Below are 18,230 nucleotides of genomic sequence, written 5' to 3'. Positions count from 1 at the left end.
ACTTTGTATGTGGGGCACTTCATTCACTACTAAAATCCATACAATATGAGGTGACACATATGTTTGAAATTTTTATCTCTACCTATCCCACACTCTTAAAGGCTACTATTGTCACATTACAATTAACATTAACATCCCTATTACTCGGTTCACTAATTGGATTACTAGTCGCTTTCTTTCGAATCTCTAACAATAAGGTTTTAAATAGTATTGCTCATGTATACATCGCCATTATTCGTGGTACACCTTTAATTGTTCAAATTGCCATTCTCTATTTCGGTATTACATCGATTATTGTCTTCACTCCTTTTTGGGCAGGAGCAATTGCTTTAGCAATCCATAACGGTGCATATATTACTGAAATTTTCCGCGGATCCATTCAGTCCGTTGACCGTGGACAATTGGAAGCTGCTCGCTCTTTAGGGATGCCTTACCCTTTAGCGATGCGCCGGATTATATTACCACAAGCATTTCGTCTATCTCTTCCCCCTCTAGGGAACCAATTTATTATTGGATTAAAAGATTCTTCACTTGTCGCTTATGTAGGAATGTCCGAATTATGGGGATCCGGTTTATCAATTGCCGCAGGTAACTTCCAGCAATTAGATACATATATCATTGTTGGTGTATACTATCTCGCACTAGTTCTTCTATTTACTTATCTTGTTAGTCTTCTAGAAAAACGACTACAACGAAAAGAAAATAACTCTGTCCAGGTCAAGACGAAGAACAAGAAAGAAGTCTCTTTATAACAAAAAGCAAGCTCTAAGAGAGCTTGCTTTTTCATCGTAAGATATATCTATTATTGATTTACTTTTTTTATAGTCTCTTTTTCCTCTATATGTTCCTCACGATATGAAATATTATGAGGATCCAATCCATTTCCTAAAGAACCATAGAAATGCTCCCTATGCGGATCAACTAATTCACTTCCGTGATAATACACACGTGGTGTATTCCAAAGTGCTGCCAAAGCTTTTGTCATCGGCATTTCGTGATAGCGTTCCGGCCACATTTCTTTAATTTTATCTTTTACTAATGGATAGTATTTAGAACTCATAGCAGGAAACAGATGATGTTCTGTATGGTATGAGAAATTGAAATGTAAAACGTCTACCCAGCGCGGTACTGTTACTGATAAACAGTTTGCTAAAGGATCATTTACTGGAACAATAGGATTTAAGCGGTGATTTGTTGCGATATACGCCATTACAATAAAGTTAGCAATTAACAACGGAATCACGTATGCAAAGAACCACTTTGTAGGTCCCATAATAAACAATAAACTAATCCAAACTGTCCAGGGCAAAAGAAGTTGAAGCCATACAGATTTTTGATTGGATGACTTAAATTCTTTTATAAAATGAAAGAACATTCGAGTCGAATGTAACGTAAATTGAATTGTTAGTGACAGGAAACTAAAGAATGAACGTACATGAAGAGGCATGCGATATACCCAACTCAAAAACTTACTCTTTTTCAGTTTCTCAAATGTCGGCCATGCATCTGGATCATTCTCTTCATGCTGTGTGTGAACATGATGCGTTGCATTATGCCACTTTCTCCAAAGTTTTGGGCCAGTTGATAATGGCATAAATGCTATCGCACCTAAAAAATCACGAAGCCATGCCTTTCTTACAACTGTTCCATGTAAAATTTCATGTCCTAAAAATCCAAGTGAAGCAAAACATAATCCAAGAACAATTGCAATTCCTAGATTTTCCCACACATTCAATTCAAATACACCGATCGTTATTAAACCAGCCAATGCCACAAGTAAATAAGCCAGTCCACCAAATAATCGATTAGGAACTGGTTTAAATGCTTTTTTCGGCAAATGTGGTGCTACACGTGCTGCATACCACCCAAACGTATGAAGCTCCTTCATCCTTTTGCCCCTTTCTTATGCCGCGCCCCGCGCAACTTGCATATATCAATTCTTGCTTCCAGATTGATTTTACTACGTGATCCAAAAAGCATTTATCATAAGGAAAATATACTCACTCTATCGTCACTTAATTTTCGCTTTTATTATCAATGAAAAACATTTCTCTTTTTACTCTCTATCAACCTTTCCACATGATGAATCATAACAATAGAATTTCTATATTGTCAACAACTTTTATGACCTAGTAATAAAAGTTGGTTATATTTTTATAATTATACTTTATTTCACTAAAGAAAAAGCATAGATTTCATAAGGCTTTATCAGGTATATATACATATCCACTTAAACAACATAGACTCTATCTTATTCAAGAACTCTCTATGTAATCAACAAATGGAATCACTTGAATTTAGCTTTATATAAATCCTACTTCTTCATACTGCCCCAATAAAATAATTATATTAAAATATTTTTTCTTTCGTTTAGTAAGAATAGAACGCTACGAAAACAACATACATGAATTCCATATAATATGGAAATATTAAAAGGAAAATTGTTCTAATTTGGAGGTTTTCAAAATGACAGATGACACATTTCCGCAGTTACCATCATCCTATTGGATTGAATCTACTCAATTTCCTACTTTTCCTCATTTATCCGAAAATATAAAGACAGAAGTTGCTGTTATCGGAGCTGGTATTACAGGCATTACCACCGCCTATTTACTCGCTAAAGAAGGAATGAAAGTCGTTTTAATTGATTCTGGTTCTGTTTTAAATGGAACAACTGGGCATACAACCGCAAAAGTAACAGCTCAACATGATCTTATTTATGATGAATTAATAAACAATTTTGGTGTTGAAAAAGCCAGGCTTTACTACGAATCAAATAGTAAAGCTCTACAATTCATAAACGAGACTGTACAAACATATAAAATCGACTGTAATTTCACAAATGAAGATTCGTATTTATATACAACTACCAATAATGGCCTGCGAAATTTAACGAAAGAATATGAAGCCTATCAAAAATTAAATATTCCTTGTGACTATGTTCAATCCCTGTCGATTCCTATTCCCGTACAATCTGCACTTGTGATGAAAAATCAAGCGCAATTCCATCCCCTCCTTTATTTAAAAACACTTTTAGAAAAGTTTGTGGAAATGGGTGGAAAAGTTTATGAGCAAACAACAGCTATTGATGTGGAAAAAGGAGATTATCCACAAGTTATTACAAAGGGTGACCATCGCATCACTTGTAAATATATTGTCTCTTGTTCACATTTTCCTTTTTATGATGCTAATAGCTTTTTCTTTACGCGAATGTACGCAGAACGCTCCTATGCCCTCGCAATAAAAGCAAAAACGGATTATCCAGGGGGCATGTATTTAAGTATCGATGATCCAAAACGCTCCATACGTTATACGACAAGCAATGGAGAAAAGTTGATATTGATTGGCGGAGAGAGTCATAAAACAGGACAAGGAATAAATACGATGCTTCATTACGAAGCACTCTATTCTTTTGCTGAAGCAACTTTTGGAGTAAATGAAGTTCCCTATAGATGGTCAGCACAAGATTTAATCACGCTAGATAAGCTTCCTTATATCGGACATATTAACGAAAGGAATCCAAATATATTTGTGGCAACTGGATATCGTAAATGGGGAATGACGACTGGAACTGCAGCAGCTCATTTACTGAAGGACTCCATTCTAAAAGTCCACAGTCCATATAAAGAACTGTTTGCACCATCACGCTTTCATGCAAATCCGGATATAAAAACTTTCCTCTCTCAGAACATTGATGTTGCTAAACACTTAATTGAAGGAAAAATTGAAACCGAATTACGTAAGCCAGAAGATCTTGAAGTTGGCGAAGGATCTGTTGTACATGTCAACGGTAAACGAGCAGGTGCTTATAAAGATAAAGAAGGAAAATTACATATCGTCGATACAACTTGCACACACCTCGGCTGTGAAGTTGAATGGAATAACGGTGATTGTACTTGGGATTGCCCTTGTCACGGTTCCCGTTTTTCAATTGATGGGGATGTTATGGAAGGTCCAGCAGATCAGCCATTAAAGCGAGTTGATAACGAATAATTACAGATTCAGCGTGAATTTTCATTTACTCCCTTTTGTAAGACTAATCGTAACTAGCACCGTTTTCTTTATTCCTGAAACACAAAAAAGAGCACAAACTCACTTGTGCTCTTTTTCATATACTTCAAACAACATATTTCGAAATAATGTATTCAAACTCTCAATATCAATCCCTAATCCCTTTTCAATCCCTTTCACGTATTGCTCATAATAATCAATTTGTTCTTCTAAAAATTGATTTAACACCTCAATTTTCAATCCAACATCTAATTCCGTACCTGCTTTTTTCTTTATTAACAACTTTTCAATTTCATCTAATACACTAGGCTCTACTGATAGTTCCATAATTAACCGGTCAAATTCTACTGGGGGCAATGTCCCTTTCTCTTCTAACCATTTACAAGCTAAAATAGGACGTAATACGTAAAAGTACTTTTTCAACTTTACATTTTCACCTTGTAAAAATTCACGATAGTTTTTTGAAGCCATATGTAAGTAATGATATATCGTTGATTTCGGATTAAAATCCTTTTCACTCATTTGCTGAAGCTGTTCTGGAAGGTTCGGGTTTTTCGAATAAAAAATCGGCGATCGAATCCATTCGAGTAACGCTGGATTTGACTTTGCAAACAGTTGCAATGCCTTTTTAATATCCCAACCACTTATGTCTAAATCATCACTAATTGGATATTCGATTACATCACGCTTATCATGAATTGATAAATACCATTCTACTGGATGTATATAAACAAACCTAACATCATAATCGCTATCTTTCGATGGGAATCCCCAAGCACGACTCCCTGATTCCACTGCAAATAAAATTTTCACATCATTCTCTTTTTCAATTCGTTCTAGTTCTAATTCAATTTTCTCTCTCATTTCATACCATCTCCATTTTTTGATTATTTCCCTGGTAATTCGACAAATATACGACTAATTTTACTATATACCAAAACAGCTGTCAGAAAATTTCTGACAGCTCAATAAAGCACCTATTTTTTCTTTTCCATTACAGTAGCCGCAATGCGTTCAAACTCATTTTGAATCTCCTCTTTATATGCATCCACTTTTGAAAAATCCATAGCAGCAATATAAATTCGTTCTAATTTATCACGAACTGATTTTGCTTTTGCTAAGAAAGACATTGCCTCATTCATTTTTGCTTTATATTGGATGGAAACGTCACGAATTTCTGTAGCATACTTCTCATCCGTCCCTGGTTTAACAATAAGAGCATACATATCTATAATCTCATCACCTTCGCGACTTGGAAAATATTCATGTGGTGCGGTACTATCAAAAATTGCAAATCCTAATTCTCTTACGATAACCATATCAAGACTATTCGGGTCAAATCCGCAATGATATACTTCAACGTCAAAACCTTTTTCTTCTGCTGCCTTCGATAACTTTTTAAGCATTGTTGATTTTCCAGAACCCGGGCGTCCTTTTATAAAATAACGATGTGGTAATCCTTCTGTTAAATTAGGAACAAAATCAACTGCTCCTTTCGGTGTAGCAGCTCCTAAAAAACGATGTTTCACAATCGATTGTTTTCCCTTTTTATCTGCAAATAATTTCTGAATTAGCCGATCTGTTAGTTCATTTGCTTTATTAAAATCAATGTTATTAATATATATTTTCTCCCACTCATCATGTATAACTAATGCCTCTTTAAAACATCCGTAAGCAGATTTGAAAGCCTTTCCCGCTTCTGATACAAACCGTTCAATTTCTAACTTCTGCTTTCTTAATTTATCTGAGTCCCAAGCAACTCCTAAATTTATATACTCTTCAATAACTCCTGGCATTTTCGGCTCAATAACATGCGGTGATGTTCCATCAACAATTCCTACTTTTAATTTCGGAATAATCACCCCATCAACTGACTTATTATCAGAAGAACAATGCAAAAGTTCAATATCATATCCTTTTTCAACCCATTCACGCCCTATTGCCTTTATTAAAGAAGATTTTCCCGTTCCTGGGCCTCCCTTTAAAATAAACAACCTGTCTAGCCCCTTCAAATTCTCTTCGTATAAGCTGTGAAATCCTCTAGCTGTATTTCCACCGGCATAATAATTTAATACATTCCCTGTCACTGCACTCACTCCTTCGCAACAGTCTACTTACATAAGCTACAATATGCGAGCAACTTTATTTGGGTGAACACCTAATTTGTATTGCACGAAAAAAGGAAATGAATTACAATTTAAATATCAAAAATATTCCGAATTTAAAACCGAATAAACCTTTATCAAGAGAGGCAGAGGGACCGGTCCTTTGAAGCCCAGCAACCTCAGTTTATGCAAACTGAATAGGTGCTAATTCCTGCAAAATGCATTGCATTTTGGAAGATAAAACTCAACTAGTATGTAAAGCTCATCTTTCTTGATTATGAAGGATGGGCTTTTTATTATTTGAAAAAATATATTGGAGGTATGTAAAATGAAAGTAATTGATCTATCACAAACGTTTGAAAATAATATGTCTCAATTTCCTGGAACACCAAAAATCCAACTAGAAGCCATTACAAGCGTTGAAGAAACAGGTTATCAAGTTACGAATTTTCATTCTGTCGTTCATGTTGGTACGCATTGTGATGCGCCTGCTCATTTCATTTCAGGCGCAACCACTATTGATCAATTACCCCTAAATCAATTTGTAGGCGAAGCTGTTCTTATCGATGTGACTCATGTTCAAGAGCGAAAATTAACTAAGGAAGTATTACATACTGTCGACATAAAAGAAGGCGATATTGTCATTTTCCATTCCAATCTATCTAATAAATGGAATACCGAAGCTTATGAGAAAGAAGCGTTTTATCTTTCCGAAGAATTAGCTGAAGAACTAGTTCAATTAAAAGTAAAATCTGTCGGTTTAGATTTTATTTCTCCTGATGAGGTAACGACAGAAACATCACCGATTCATCACATACTGTTAGGAAATAATATTTACTTAATTGAAAACTTAACAAACTTAGATGCCATTAAAGCGAAACGATTCTTTTTCTCAGCAGCACCTTTAAAAATTAAAAATAGTGACGGTGCTTTCGCAAGGGCATTCGCTGTTATTTTTTAAACATGGTCTACAAAAAAAGCAAAGATCACTTTTGACCTTTGCTTTTATATTTTTTATTTAAGTTAAAAAAGAATTGCTCCACCCTTGGGCGTATCCAAGCTAAATAATCTTTATCTTTCTTCTTTGTACAAGCTATCTCTTCTCCATCTACCATTTCGACAAGTTCTAGCTCTAACAGTTGCCTCGTAAATGCTACCATATTTACTTCTTCTGCTGGATATTCTTCTTTTAATTTCTCCTCAATTTCTCCCAATAAAAAACCGTCACGCATCATTGCTAGTGCATCAATCCAAAGTGGCGGCATTTCATATGTCTCTCCTGTAATCGTATCTTTTACAATATAGTTCTTTTGCTCTTTTCGAAATTGAATCGTGTGTAAACATACAGTCGAATTTAATGTTAATTCCATCATACCACCCCTTTCATCATATCTGCATAGAAAAAAGGATGCGCGTGCACCCCTTCTTTTCTTTTCATAACACTACTGAACCGTTACATGAGCTAAAAGCCCTATGTCGATATTTTCCTCCATTATAAACGAAGTTTTTTATAAAAAAAACCCTTCTTGAAACATTTTATAAAATGTTTATATTTACACAACAAGAACACTTTTCTGAAAAGTAATTTCGCCTCATGCACTACACTGTTGGTAAATAAATTTCCACTTTCGTTCCTATCCCCATACTACTTTCAATCGCGATACTCCCTTGATGTTCTTCAATAATTTTATATGTAATCATTAATCCAAGACCTGTACCATTCTCTTTTGTTGTATAAAAAGCTTTTCCGATCTTTTCTATTTTCTCATTTTCTATCCCAAGACCTTGATCTTCAACAGAAATACACAAGTTCTCTCCAGCTTTTTCATATGCCAGAATCCGAATATCCCCGCCTCCTGGCATCGATTCAATTCCATTTTTGATGATGTTTAACAACACTTGTTTTAATTGCTTATCATCACCATTTATAACGGGTAAATTTCCATCTACTTGCAAATTAAATTTCACTTTATATTGAGTCGCATAGCTTTCCATTAACTGTACAACATATAAAAGGATTTCCCCTATATTACACCATTCATAATTTGTTGGTTTCGGTTTTCCTAATAACATCAATTCACTAACAAACCCATTAATTCTCTCAATTTCTTGCAGCATAATCTCATAGCTCATCGTATCTTCAGGATTTCTTTCTTTTTGAATTTGTGTAAATCCTTTTAAAGCTGTTAATGGATTTCGAATTTCATGAGCGATTGTTGTAGACATAGTCCCAATAACCGCTAAATTTTCTGTCTCTTTCATACTGTTCATCATCTCAACAACTGTCCTTACATAAGATTGAAATCTCTTTAATAAAGAATGCGAAATGATGAAAAAGAATATACATAATACAAGCGGAATCACAACTTTTACATCTTGTAATATCAAAGTAAAAAATACATATTTTCCAATTACACTACAGGAAACGAAATAAAAATATTTTCTGTTCACGAAAATCGGTGCAAATAGAATTAAAAATATTTCAACCATATTTCCATTTTCAAAAACACGATCACTGTGTAAATAAATCATTAAGTTATTAATAAGATCAATAAGCATGTACCCAATTAAAAATAAGTATTTCACAAAATATACATAACCTTGTTTTTGAAGATATATTGAAATAGGAAATAAAGATATTACTAATATATATACACCTATTCCCATACCACCTTCTGGCCACCCTACCCTTGCTTCATTAATATTCATAGCGGGATAAACAAAATAATAGATAACGTCATATAAAAAGAATATAATATAGAATAATAATATAAATACTTTTAAAGCTTCTCTTTCTTCATAAATCAAGCTCTTGTATTTGTTCATATAAAAACTCCTCTTGATCAATACAAAAAAACATTTCAAGTGTTATCTCTTTAAATTATAATTATGAAATTGCTTTCAGGGCAACATGTAACCTTCTAATACTAAAAGGAAGGAGATACAGCTCCTTCCTTTTCAGTTACAATTTATATCCATCTTACCCTATCATTTAGCAATCCATCTGTAAAATTATTATGTCCTACTACAAAATCCTTCATATATAAATTTAAATATTCCCCATACTTACTTTCAGTATTTAATAATAATTCTTCTACATAATAAGCCCCTTGTCCAAAAGTATCTAACAGTAAACTACATAAGCCAGCATAAATTCCACACCCTACTTGGAAGTACGTCGCATTTGTTTTATATTTTTGAAAAACTTGGCTACTATTCATTACATTATACATGTATGTCTCATTATGTTCATAAACGAGTAACACACCGACTAAATCTTCTCCTATAATATCATCTTCTGCTGGATTAAATACTTTACGATTCCAATTCCATAAATCTTCCACTTTATCTAAGTTCTGTCTAATTAAGTTTGTTGTATACTCATTGATCCGATAAAGAAAACCCACTTCCATATTAAAAGATTTCCCTAAAATTAAAACTTCTTCATGTGGCATTAAGCAACCATAAAATTCTTTTTCACCTAACTTTACTTTATACTCTGAAGCATATACATCCTCATAAAAGTAAAGTGGACGATGATGACTCATATACATAGGATAACTCCATATCGCTTCATCAAGAAAACGCTCAACTGCCCATGATGCATAAAGTGTATGAGGTTTTATAAGCTCTTTATCATTCAAAAATGAATTATCATGTTCTACAATATAGCATGCTCGCGGCTTTTCATTTGGACGTTCTTTCATAAGCTCAACAACCATCCATTGAACAACACCAGGATTCATACCTGAGCCTATAATCGCTCTTGTATTTGTAAATGTTTCTTTCTCCTTCTCAAACCTCGTATACCTTTCCGTAAGCTGAAAACCAAGTAAACTATCGTCTTGATCTACTGCCTCATTTTCCAAAGCCGAATTAATATAACAAATGCCAAGGTCATTACAACAACTCAGTACCCTAATTGTATCTGCACCTGAAACATCAATAACAACCTTCGTTCTTTTTTCCTTTAAATGATGTTTAAATTTGACTACATCTTGAAGGTTTATTTCATATAAAAAAAATTGCTCTTTCAAATTTGGAAACAACTCATCATAATAACTTTTATCTTTTTGTTTTATATCCACTAAATGGAAGTTCACATTCTTTATCACTTCATAAATTGGATCTTTTTCATTTACTACCGCTTGATTCAAAATTGCTAACACTGCTTTTGCTGCTCCACCAGCACTGCCAAGTAATGTAATCGAAAACGAATCTGGAAACTGCTCCACAAACAAAACCCCTTTAATAAAGTAGTTGAGCAGCACTTCCTCAAAAGTGAGTTGAATACACAAAAAGGTAGCTCGTACACCTTTAGTACAAGATTGCCCCTTCAAAGATCACACTAACATACCTATATGATATTCAATTCATTTCCCCCTCATATCCAAATCGAATTAAACAAATAGGCTCGACCTTTTCTTCCCTATATATAAAAGAAAAAGCCAGCCCTTTCAACTAGTCTACGGACAATGGACAGATTTTACATGTTGAATATTTACATACATTTTTGCATCACGTGCTTTTAATATTTCAATATGCCCTTCATCAATTTTCGCCATCTTTCCGATTTTATTAGATTCTTCACCTAAATCAAACACCATAATTTTCCCAGACATTTTAATAAGCTGTTCTTCGAACGTTCTCGCTAAAGTAATATTTAATGGATTTACGGGGAGTTCATTTTTATTGAGGGAATAAGGGACTTGGTTCTCTTTATAAGGAATTAGCCATTTCAAATGCTTTAAAGATATATATACTGTTTTATAAACTGGACTATAAAAAACAATATAATCGTTCATTACACTTGTAACATAACCGTGTATCGGAACATTTCCTGCCACATAAATTTCTGTAAAAATCCCTTTAGATGTGATTAATACTTTTCTCAAAGAAATTGAAGGTGATTCCCTCTTAATTACAGAGTCCACACCAGGCTTTAATATTTCTTCTTCATGCTCTCTTAAAAATTTATAATACTGGATATGGTATAAAGATATATATACATAGTCTTGTCCATTGTAAAGAACAACAATATCATTCCCTACATCAATTAATATACCTCTAAACCTTCTTTCACCGATTAATTTAACGTATATATTTTCCCCAATGTTCTTGTTTAACTCATTCATCTATATCCTCCTTTCTATGAAATTGCGCTTTTCTGTCTTCCATTTCAAAAAAATAATCAGGGGCAATGTTCTGTCTTTTAATAGTAAGAATTCTTTTTCATATACCGCGAAATTATTGCAGCAAAATATGAAATCGTTCTTCACTTTCAATCATAATGCCCCTTTTATTTATTAAACATTATTCTTCTTCATTCTTTTTGTTTTTAACTATTTGACTCACACTCTTAATATGAGAATTAATTATATAAATGACCTCATCACCGTTTACTAGTGTAATACTTCCATCATGTATATCACTTAATAAACCTTCCACACACTCTGGTCCACCACGATTAATCTTTATCCATTTATACTTCAAGTCATTTAATACATCTAAAAAAGTATCTTCATCAGCATAGAAATATGAACCATATTCTCCCGGTGCTTCTTTCACTTTCCTAACTAGACTCTTCACATGTTTCAACTGGTAATATACTAATTCTCCAAGAGGCAATTGTAGTGTAAGGTAATCTTTTCCTAATGATACGAGTACACCTACTCTACTTTCTGGTCCGCGAAGATTTACTTTTACATTTTCACCGACTAAACCTTTAATTTGATCACAGCATAATACACTCTCCAATTTTGTACCCTCCTTTCTTATTATCTTCCTCTACTTGATTGTCTTTGTGCACGAGCGCGACTTGAATTATTACTATTTTCATTACTTTTCTCATCGCTACTCTCATCACTATTCTCTCCACTTACTGGTGCATTATAATTAACACTCTTAATATGAGATAGTGCAATTAATACCACTTCTTCTTTTATAATTAACGTTACATAATCGCAAGAAACGTCTTGTAAAATACCTTCAACTTTCTCTGGACCACCACGATTAATTTTCACCCAGCGGTATTTGAAGCCTTGAAGTAGCGTTTCAAAGTCTTCTGCACTGTCTTCTTCCGACCATACAGAATCACCTATCCCACCATCTTTCGTATTTTTTGTAATGCTTTTCAGATGGCGAAGCTGGTAGTAATGGTACTCTCCTTTTTCATTCTGTAATACGACGTAGTCCGTACATACTGACACTATTATTCCTTTTTGAGATTCCGGTCCACCTCTGTTTACTCTTACATAAGATCCAATTAATTCTTTCAAAAAATCCCAATGAAATAAACTCACGAGAAAACCCCTTCCATTAATTTATAAGCTTTTGCACTGATAGTATATGTATCTGTACAGGTTATGTTCGCTATGTTTGTCCCCGCTATGAAAAAATATGCTTTTAACTAATAGTACTAATCCCTATAAAATCTTCTTTCCCTTAAAGTAACTCTAGGATTTCGGATGACTTTTTCATCCCTTAATATAAAAATCCCCCGTATTAAGATACATTTCTGCATATCTTAATACGGGGGATTTTTATAAATTTAATCTTCGTCTTTAACATCCATATCTTCTGGAATTGGTTCGTTTAATATTTCTTCCACTAACTGCTTATATTTCTCCATTTGTTCTAAATGTGTATTAAACTGTTCCTTGTTTATTAAATATTGCTCTCCATCAAACAGTGCACGAATTTTCTTTTGCTGAATTAAGTCTTCAACATACGATTTTGGTAATTTCAAATACTCCGCAGCCTCTTCTATCGTTATATACAATGTGTTCATTCCTTTATTATTTTTTCATATATATAATGTATCTTACTTTATTTTTGTAAACAAATAAAAAAGATTTTGTAAATACAAATTAAAAAGCAGGTAGATGCATTCCATATATTGTATAATAGTATAGTAAGTATTTTTTTAAATATAGAATGGTATTACACAAAGGAGAGTTAACATATGGCTACTCGTCACATCATTACAATGTTAGAAAAAACATTACAAGTTGAAACAGAAAACACAATTTCTCATCTATCTAATTCTTTATCCGATCGTATTCTTTCACAAAGTGCAGCAGTACATGAAAACAATTGCTATCATACAATTGGCGAATGGTACAAAAATCATTTCTTATTCCAACAAGATGATTTCCTTTGGGCTAAATACGTTTTCTATGACGCATATTGTGAGGCTATAAAAAAACAAGGTCATCTTACAAAACGCGTTCGCCAAATATTAGAATCATTAGCTCGAAAACACGGAAAACAATACATTACGTCTATACTAAATATGCCATTTCCTAATGAACAGGCAAAAGGGACCGCATAATTTTATAATGGACAGCGCGAACCAAATGTAGATTCATTATTTTCTAGACAGATTTACAAATAAAACGTTCAAGTCTTTGTATTCCCTTGTTAAAGAAATACATTCATATGACAAGAACTAATGAAACCGGTGTCATGATAATGATTGAAGATATAATAAACAGGAAAACCCCCATTTACCTCTCTCATCCATACGAATAGAGAAGTAAATGGGGGTATACTTGTTCCTTTATCCCGCTATTTGTGGGCAGTAAGACCCCCACCTCAAAATTCAGCGAGTGCGAGGGAGTTAGGTGGGAGATCACCTGCCCGTAAAAGCCCGATTGGTGAAGGCTAATAATCAGTGGGGGGATGGACCCCCCCACTGATTAAAGTTTCACTTTATTATTTCATCATCTGCTTAATCAATTCTCGATTTCTCTTCTTAAATACTTCATTATGAGAAGAAACCATTCCGTACTCACTTGCATCAGGTTGAATAAATTGTTTCGCTTTATTCACAGCGTTTCCAGCATCTTGGAATGCCCCTGCAATTAAATGTAATTTCCCGTCATGCTTTAAAATATCTCCAGCAGCATATAATCCATCTACAGACGACTCACTATTTGCATTACCTGCAATATAAAAATTATCTATAATTGCAACATCTAACTCACTATTTTCCAATAATGTAATATCACGTTCATATCCATGATTAATAATAACTTCATCGATAGATAAATGAGAAATCTCTCCTGTTTCATGATTTGTTAATTCTACATATTCAATCGCTTCATGGTTATCACCAGCAATTAATTTTGTAATCGATGTATTAAAGAAACATTCTGCCGAACTGTTCATAAGTTGTTTTACTTGTGCTTCATGACCAGATAATTCTTCTTTTCTATATGTTAAATAAACTTTTTTCGCAATCGGTTCTAATTCATTTGCCCAATCAATTGCAGAGTTCCCTCCGCCTGAAATAATTACCGTTTTATCTTTGAAACGTTTTAACGATTTAACTGTATAATTTAAATTTGAGACTTCGAATCTCTCAGCACCTTCAATTGATAACTTTTGTGGATTCAATATACCACTCCCAGTTGCGACGATCACTGTTTTTGAAAAATGTTCTTCCCCAGAGCTTGTTTTCAACGTAAAAATACCCTCTTCATTACGAATAATTGATTCTATTTTTGTATTCAATACAACTTCAGGCTGAAATGTTAATCCTTGTTGTACAAGTTGCTCAATTAATTTCTCACCAGTAACCGGTAATAATCCGCCAATATCCCAAATCATTTTTTCCGGATAAACATGTATTTTTCCACCTAACTGTGGTTGAAATTCTATTATTTTCGTTTTCATCTCTCTTAGTCCACTATAAAAAGCTGAATAAAGCCCTGCAGGTCCTCCGCCTATCACAGTTACATCAAACAATTCTTCTTGATTCATTCGTGTCACTCCTCAGCTACCAATAATTGATTATCATTCTCAATAAAATATAACTTGTTTTTATAAATTTTACAATCAAAATCACTATTGACAATACACCTATATAAAATTATAGTATTTAAAGAATCAATAGTGATAATCATTATCAATTTGTTAATTATTAGCAACTGCGAGATTACATCTTCTTCTATTACTATGGTGAATACTACATGGTAAAATCTCAAGTTCAAGATTGTTAATAAGACTTTTGTATTACCACTAACTTTTCAAAAGATCAAAGCTAAACAATTTATTGTATATCACATATCATCTATCAAAAGGAGAAAGACGATGAAAAAATTATTTATTTCACTAACAGTTCTGTTCGTCCTTGTTATGAGTGCTTGTAGCAACGGTTCAACAGACAAGAAGAACGACGCAAAAGGTAAGAAATCAGAAACAATTACATACCAATCTGAAAATGGTAAAGTAGAAGTTCCAGCAAATCCACAACGTGTTGTTGTCCTATCATCATTCGCTGGTAACGTAATGTCATTAGGTGTAAATCTTGTTGGGGTAGATTCATGGTCTAAACAAAACCCACGTTTCGATAGCAAACTGAAAAATGTCGCTGAAGTATCAGATGAAAATGTTGAAAAGATTGCAGAATTAAATCCAGATTTAATCATTGGTTTATCAAATATTAAAAATGTTGATAAGTTAAAGAAAATCGCTCCTACTGTAACATACACTTACGGAAAAGTTGATTACTTAACACAACACTTAGAAATCGGTAAATTATTAAATAAAGAAAAAGAAGCAAAAACTTGGGTTGATGATTTCAAGAAACGCGCACAAACAGCTGGAAAAGACATTAAAGCGAAGATTGGTGAAGATGCAACAGTTTCTGTTGTTGAAAACTTCAACAAACAGCTTTACGTATACGGCGAAAACTGGGGCCGTGGAACAGAAATTCTTTACCAAGAAATGAAATTAAAAATGCCTGAAAAAGTAAAAGAAAAAGCTTTAAAAGAAGGATACTACGCATTATCTACTGAGGTATTACCTGAGTTTGCTGGTGATTACTTAATCGTAAGTAAAAACAAAGATACTGATAACTCATTCCAAGAGACAGAATCATATAAAAACATTCCAGCAGTAAAAAATAATCGTGTATATGAAGCAAACATGATGGAATTCTATTTCAATGATCCACTTACATTAGATTTCCAACTAGACTTCTTCAAGAAGAGCTTTCTTGGTCAATAATACAAACATGAGGAATTCTTAATTTAAGAATTCCTCTTCCTTTATTCTATGAAAAGAAAAGATGTGAAACGAATGAAAAAAGAGCAAGACAACCTACATTCCAACGCTTTTACATACAAATTAATTTTGAGTATCATTGCATTTTTTCTTATTTTTATGTTTGCAATGGTGTTAGGCGCTGCAGATACTTCTATAAAAGACGTATGGTTAGCACTTACTTCCTCTGCTAAAGGAGATAAGCTATCCATCCTTCGTGAAATACGTTTACCACGTGAAGTTGCTGCTATTTTTGTAGGAGCTGGACTCGCTGTTTCTGGTGCAATTATGCAAGGATTAACGCGAAACCCACTTGCCGATCCTGGATTACTTGGCCTAACTGGTGGCGCAAATGCTGCACTTGCACTAACACTTGCCTTCAATCCTTCTATAAGCTACCTTTACTTAACACTAGCTTGCTTTATCGGTGCTGCAATTGGCGCTATTATGGTATTTGGAATTGGCATGGTGAAAAAGGGCGGACTTTCCCCTCTTCGAATTGTATTAGCTGGTGCTGCTGTTTCAGCATTTCTACTTGCAATCTCAGAAGGTGTTGGCATTTACTTTAAAATTTCACAAGATGTATCAATGTGGACGGCTGGGGGCGTAATTGGAACGAGTTGGAGCCAATTAAAAATTATTATTCCGGTTATTTCAATAAGTATATTTATCGCTATCTTACTTGCAAAGAAATTAACAGTTCTTAGTTTCAGTGAAGAAGTTGCCGTTGGACTCGGTCAAAAAATTATCGTCATTAAAACGATTTTATTTATCATTATTATCTTGCTTGCAGGTGCTTCTGTAGCGCTTGTCGGAAACATGGCATTTATCGGCTTAATGATACCTCATATGGTTCGTCCAATCGTTGGACCAGATTACCGTTTTGTTATACCGATGTCAGCGATCGCTGGTGCTTCCTTTATGCTGCTCGCAGATACAATCGGACGTACAATTAACGCTCCGTATGAAACACCAGTTGCTGCAATCGTCGCAATTGTAGGATTACCATTCTTCCTATTTATTGTACGTAAAGGAGGAAGAACTTTCTCATGATGCAATCTATTCTAAAGAAACAACGCCTTATCATACTTGCATTACTCATACTTACCATCACAACAATTGTAATTGGAATGGGACTCGGTTCTGCCGCTCTCTCCTATGACAGATTAATCCCAACACTTATGGGACAAGGTACATTTAAAGAAGAATTCGTTTTATATTCTTTAAGGCTACCTAGAATCGTCATTACATTATTAGCTGGTATGGCACTCGCTTTATCAGGTGCTGTATTACAAGGTATTACCCGAAACGATTTAGCTGAACCTGGTATTCTCGGGATTAACTCTGGTGCTGGTGTTGCAGTTGCTTTTTTCTTTCTATACTTCCCAATAGACGTAGGTTCATTCCTTTACCTACTACCGGTCGTTGGATTTATCGGTGCGTTTCTAACAGCTGTTCTAATTTACGTATTTTCATATAGTAAATCAACAGGACTTCAGCCAATACGATTAACATTAACCGGCATCGGTTTTTCATTTGCACTATCTGGAATAATGATTGTCCTTATCTCATCCGCTGATCGTATGAAAGTGGACTTTATTGCCAAATGGATTGCCGGAAACATTTGGGGAGATGACTGGACATTTGTTTTAGCAATGCTTCCATGGCTAATCGTATTAATCCCATTTGTCTTCTATAAAGCAAATCGATTAAATATACTAGCATTAAACGAGCCAGTAGCAATCGGTGTTGGAATTGAAATTGAAAAAGAACGAAGATACTTATTAATCGCAGCCGTTGCACTTGCTGCCGCTGCTGTTTCCGTAACAGGAGGCATTAGCTTTATCGGACTTATGGCTCCTCACATCGCCAAATCTTTAGTAGGTCCAAGGCATCAAATATTCATCCCTATCGCCGTTTTAATCGGCGGATGGTTATTACTACTAGCGGATACAATTGGACGAAATATCGTCGAACCTAGCGGTATTCCAGCCGGTATTGTCGTTGCTTTAATTGGTGCACCTTACTTTATGTATTTGTTGCTTAAGAAAGTGTAAGAAACAC

18 protein-coding genes and 1 riboswitch are annotated in these 18,230 nt (G+C 34.2%); of the genes, 7 read left to right on the top strand and 11 right to left on the bottom strand.

Going from position 1 to position 18,230, the window contains the following annotated elements:
- The first annotated feature begins 59 nt into the window (after positions 1-59).
- Positions 60-752 (top strand): amino acid ABC transporter permease, encoded by a 693-nt coding sequence (locus NSS97_RS02030; RefSeq protein WP_002169270.1) that lies wholly within the window; start codon positions 60-62, stop codon positions 750-752.
- 50 nt (positions 753-802) lie between these two features.
- On the opposite strand, the gene NSS97_RS02025 is transcribed toward NSS97_RS02030, so the two are convergent.
- A complete protein-coding gene (locus NSS97_RS02025; RefSeq protein ID WP_341111367.1) occupies positions 803-1,888 on the bottom strand; it encodes a fatty acid desaturase family protein in 1,086 nt (361 codons plus the stop codon).
- Positions 1,889-2,466: 578 nt separating this feature from the next.
- Here NSS97_RS02025 and NSS97_RS02020 point away from each other — a divergent pair.
- Complete coding sequence (locus NSS97_RS02020) at positions 2,467-3,993, top strand: FAD-dependent oxidoreductase (protein WP_341111365.1); 1,527 nt, start codon at positions 2,467-2,469, stop codon at positions 3,991-3,993.
- Positions 3,994-4,092: 99 nt separating this feature from the next.
- Here the strand turns inward: NSS97_RS02020 and NSS97_RS02015 are convergent, their stop codons facing one another.
- Positions 4,093-4,875, bottom strand: a complete 783-nt coding sequence (locus NSS97_RS02015; protein WP_341111364.1) for a nucleotidyltransferase domain-containing protein — start codon at positions 4,873-4,875, stop codon at positions 4,093-4,095.
- A 113-nt stretch (positions 4,876-4,988) separates the two neighbouring features.
- The gene (locus tag NSS97_RS02010) at positions 4,989-6,098 is read right to left on the bottom strand and encodes a PRK06851 family protein (RefSeq protein WP_341111362.1); all 1,110 of its coding nucleotides are present in this window, start codon (positions 6,096-6,098) and stop codon (positions 4,989-4,991) included.
- 149 nt (positions 6,099-6,247) lie between these two features.
- Positions 6,248-6,360: riboswitch (SAM riboswitch) on the top strand.
- Positions 6,361-6,444: 84 nt separating this feature from the next.
- Here NSS97_RS02010 and NSS97_RS02005 point away from each other — a divergent pair.
- On the top strand, positions 6,445-7,077 hold the full coding sequence (locus NSS97_RS02005) for a cyclase family protein (protein WP_341111359.1): 633 nt from the start codon (positions 6,445-6,447) through the stop codon (positions 7,075-7,077).
- Positions 7,078-7,102: 25 nt separating this feature from the next.
- Here the strand turns inward: NSS97_RS02005 and NSS97_RS02000 are convergent, their stop codons facing one another.
- The 7 genes from NSS97_RS02000 to NSS97_RS01970 form a co-directional block, all read right to left on the bottom strand.
- The gene (locus NSS97_RS02000; RefSeq protein WP_033708170.1) at positions 7,103-7,486 is read right to left on the bottom strand and encodes a hypothetical protein; all 384 of its coding nucleotides are present in this window, start codon (positions 7,484-7,486) and stop codon (positions 7,103-7,105) included.
- 229 nt (positions 7,487-7,715) lie between these two features.
- A complete protein-coding gene (locus NSS97_RS01995; RefSeq protein WP_341111357.1) occupies positions 7,716-8,942 on the bottom strand; it encodes an ATP-binding protein in 1,227 nt (408 codons plus the stop codon).
- Positions 8,943-9,085: 143 nt separating this feature from the next.
- On the bottom strand, positions 9,086-10,351 hold the full coding sequence (locus NSS97_RS01990; RefSeq protein WP_002016709.1) for a hypothetical protein: 1,266 nt from the start codon (positions 10,349-10,351) through the stop codon (positions 9,086-9,088).
- A 231-nt stretch (positions 10,352-10,582) separates the two neighbouring features.
- A complete protein-coding gene (locus NSS97_RS01985; protein WP_215574329.1) occupies positions 10,583-11,251 on the bottom strand; it encodes a DUF2642 domain-containing protein in 669 nt (222 codons plus the stop codon).
- Between the two features lie 178 nt (positions 11,252-11,429).
- Positions 11,430-11,873: a hypothetical protein gene (locus NSS97_RS01980; protein ID WP_002029527.1), complete on the bottom strand. Its 444-nt coding sequence runs from the start codon at positions 11,871-11,873 to the stop codon at positions 11,430-11,432.
- Between the two features lie 20 nt (positions 11,874-11,893).
- On the bottom strand, positions 11,894-12,418 hold the full coding sequence (locus tag NSS97_RS01975; protein WP_002029525.1) for a hypothetical protein: 525 nt from the start codon (positions 12,416-12,418) through the stop codon (positions 11,894-11,896).
- A 248-nt stretch (positions 12,419-12,666) separates the two neighbouring features.
- A complete protein-coding gene (locus NSS97_RS01970) occupies positions 12,667-12,906 on the bottom strand; it encodes a helix-turn-helix domain-containing protein (RefSeq protein WP_002029523.1) in 240 nt (79 codons plus the stop codon).
- Positions 12,907-13,080: 174 nt separating this feature from the next.
- Between NSS97_RS01970 and NSS97_RS01965 the strand changes: the two genes are divergently transcribed.
- Positions 13,081-13,449, top strand: coding sequence for a hypothetical protein (locus tag NSS97_RS01965; protein ID WP_060751286.1), 369 nt, complete (start codon positions 13,081-13,083; stop codon positions 13,447-13,449).
- Positions 13,450-13,832: 383 nt separating this feature from the next.
- Here NSS97_RS01965 and NSS97_RS01960 read toward each other — a convergent pair whose 3' ends face one another.
- Positions 13,833-14,882: an NAD(P)/FAD-dependent oxidoreductase gene (locus tag NSS97_RS01960; protein ID WP_002124939.1), complete on the bottom strand. Its 1,050-nt coding sequence runs from the start codon at positions 14,880-14,882 to the stop codon at positions 13,833-13,835.
- Positions 14,883-15,212: 330 nt separating this feature from the next.
- Here NSS97_RS01960 and NSS97_RS01955 point away from each other — a divergent pair, with 330 nt between their 5' ends.
- From NSS97_RS01955 to NSS97_RS01945, 3 genes are read left to right on the top strand one after another with little or no spacing between them, the layout of a single operon-like run.
- Positions 15,213-16,130 (top strand): iron-hydroxamate ABC transporter substrate-binding protein, encoded by a 918-nt coding sequence (locus NSS97_RS01955; protein ID WP_000732562.1) that lies wholly within the window; start codon positions 15,213-15,215, stop codon positions 16,128-16,130.
- A gap of 48 nt (positions 16,131-16,178) precedes the next feature.
- Positions 16,179-17,219 carry a FecCD family ABC transporter permease gene (locus NSS97_RS01950; RefSeq protein ID WP_341111355.1) on the top strand — a complete coding sequence of 347 codons (1,041 nt, stop codon included), beginning with the start codon at positions 16,179-16,181 and terminating at the stop codon, positions 17,217-17,219.
- A complete protein-coding gene (locus tag NSS97_RS01945; protein ID WP_341111352.1) occupies positions 17,216-18,223 on the top strand; it encodes a FecCD family ABC transporter permease in 1,008 nt (335 codons plus the stop codon). Before NSS97_RS01950 ends, NSS97_RS01945 begins: the two co-directional genes overlap by 4 nt.
- Positions 18,224-18,230 lie beyond the last annotated feature (7 nt).

The organism is Bacillus sp. FSL R12-0074 (genome assembly GCF_038005725.1).
Taxonomy (GTDB): Bacteria; Bacillota; Bacilli; order Bacillales; family Bacillaceae_G; genus Bacillus_A; species Bacillus_A mycoides.
The sequence above is the reverse complement of the archived record's forward strand: the minus strand, read 5'-3'. Positions and strand labels throughout refer to the sequence as shown.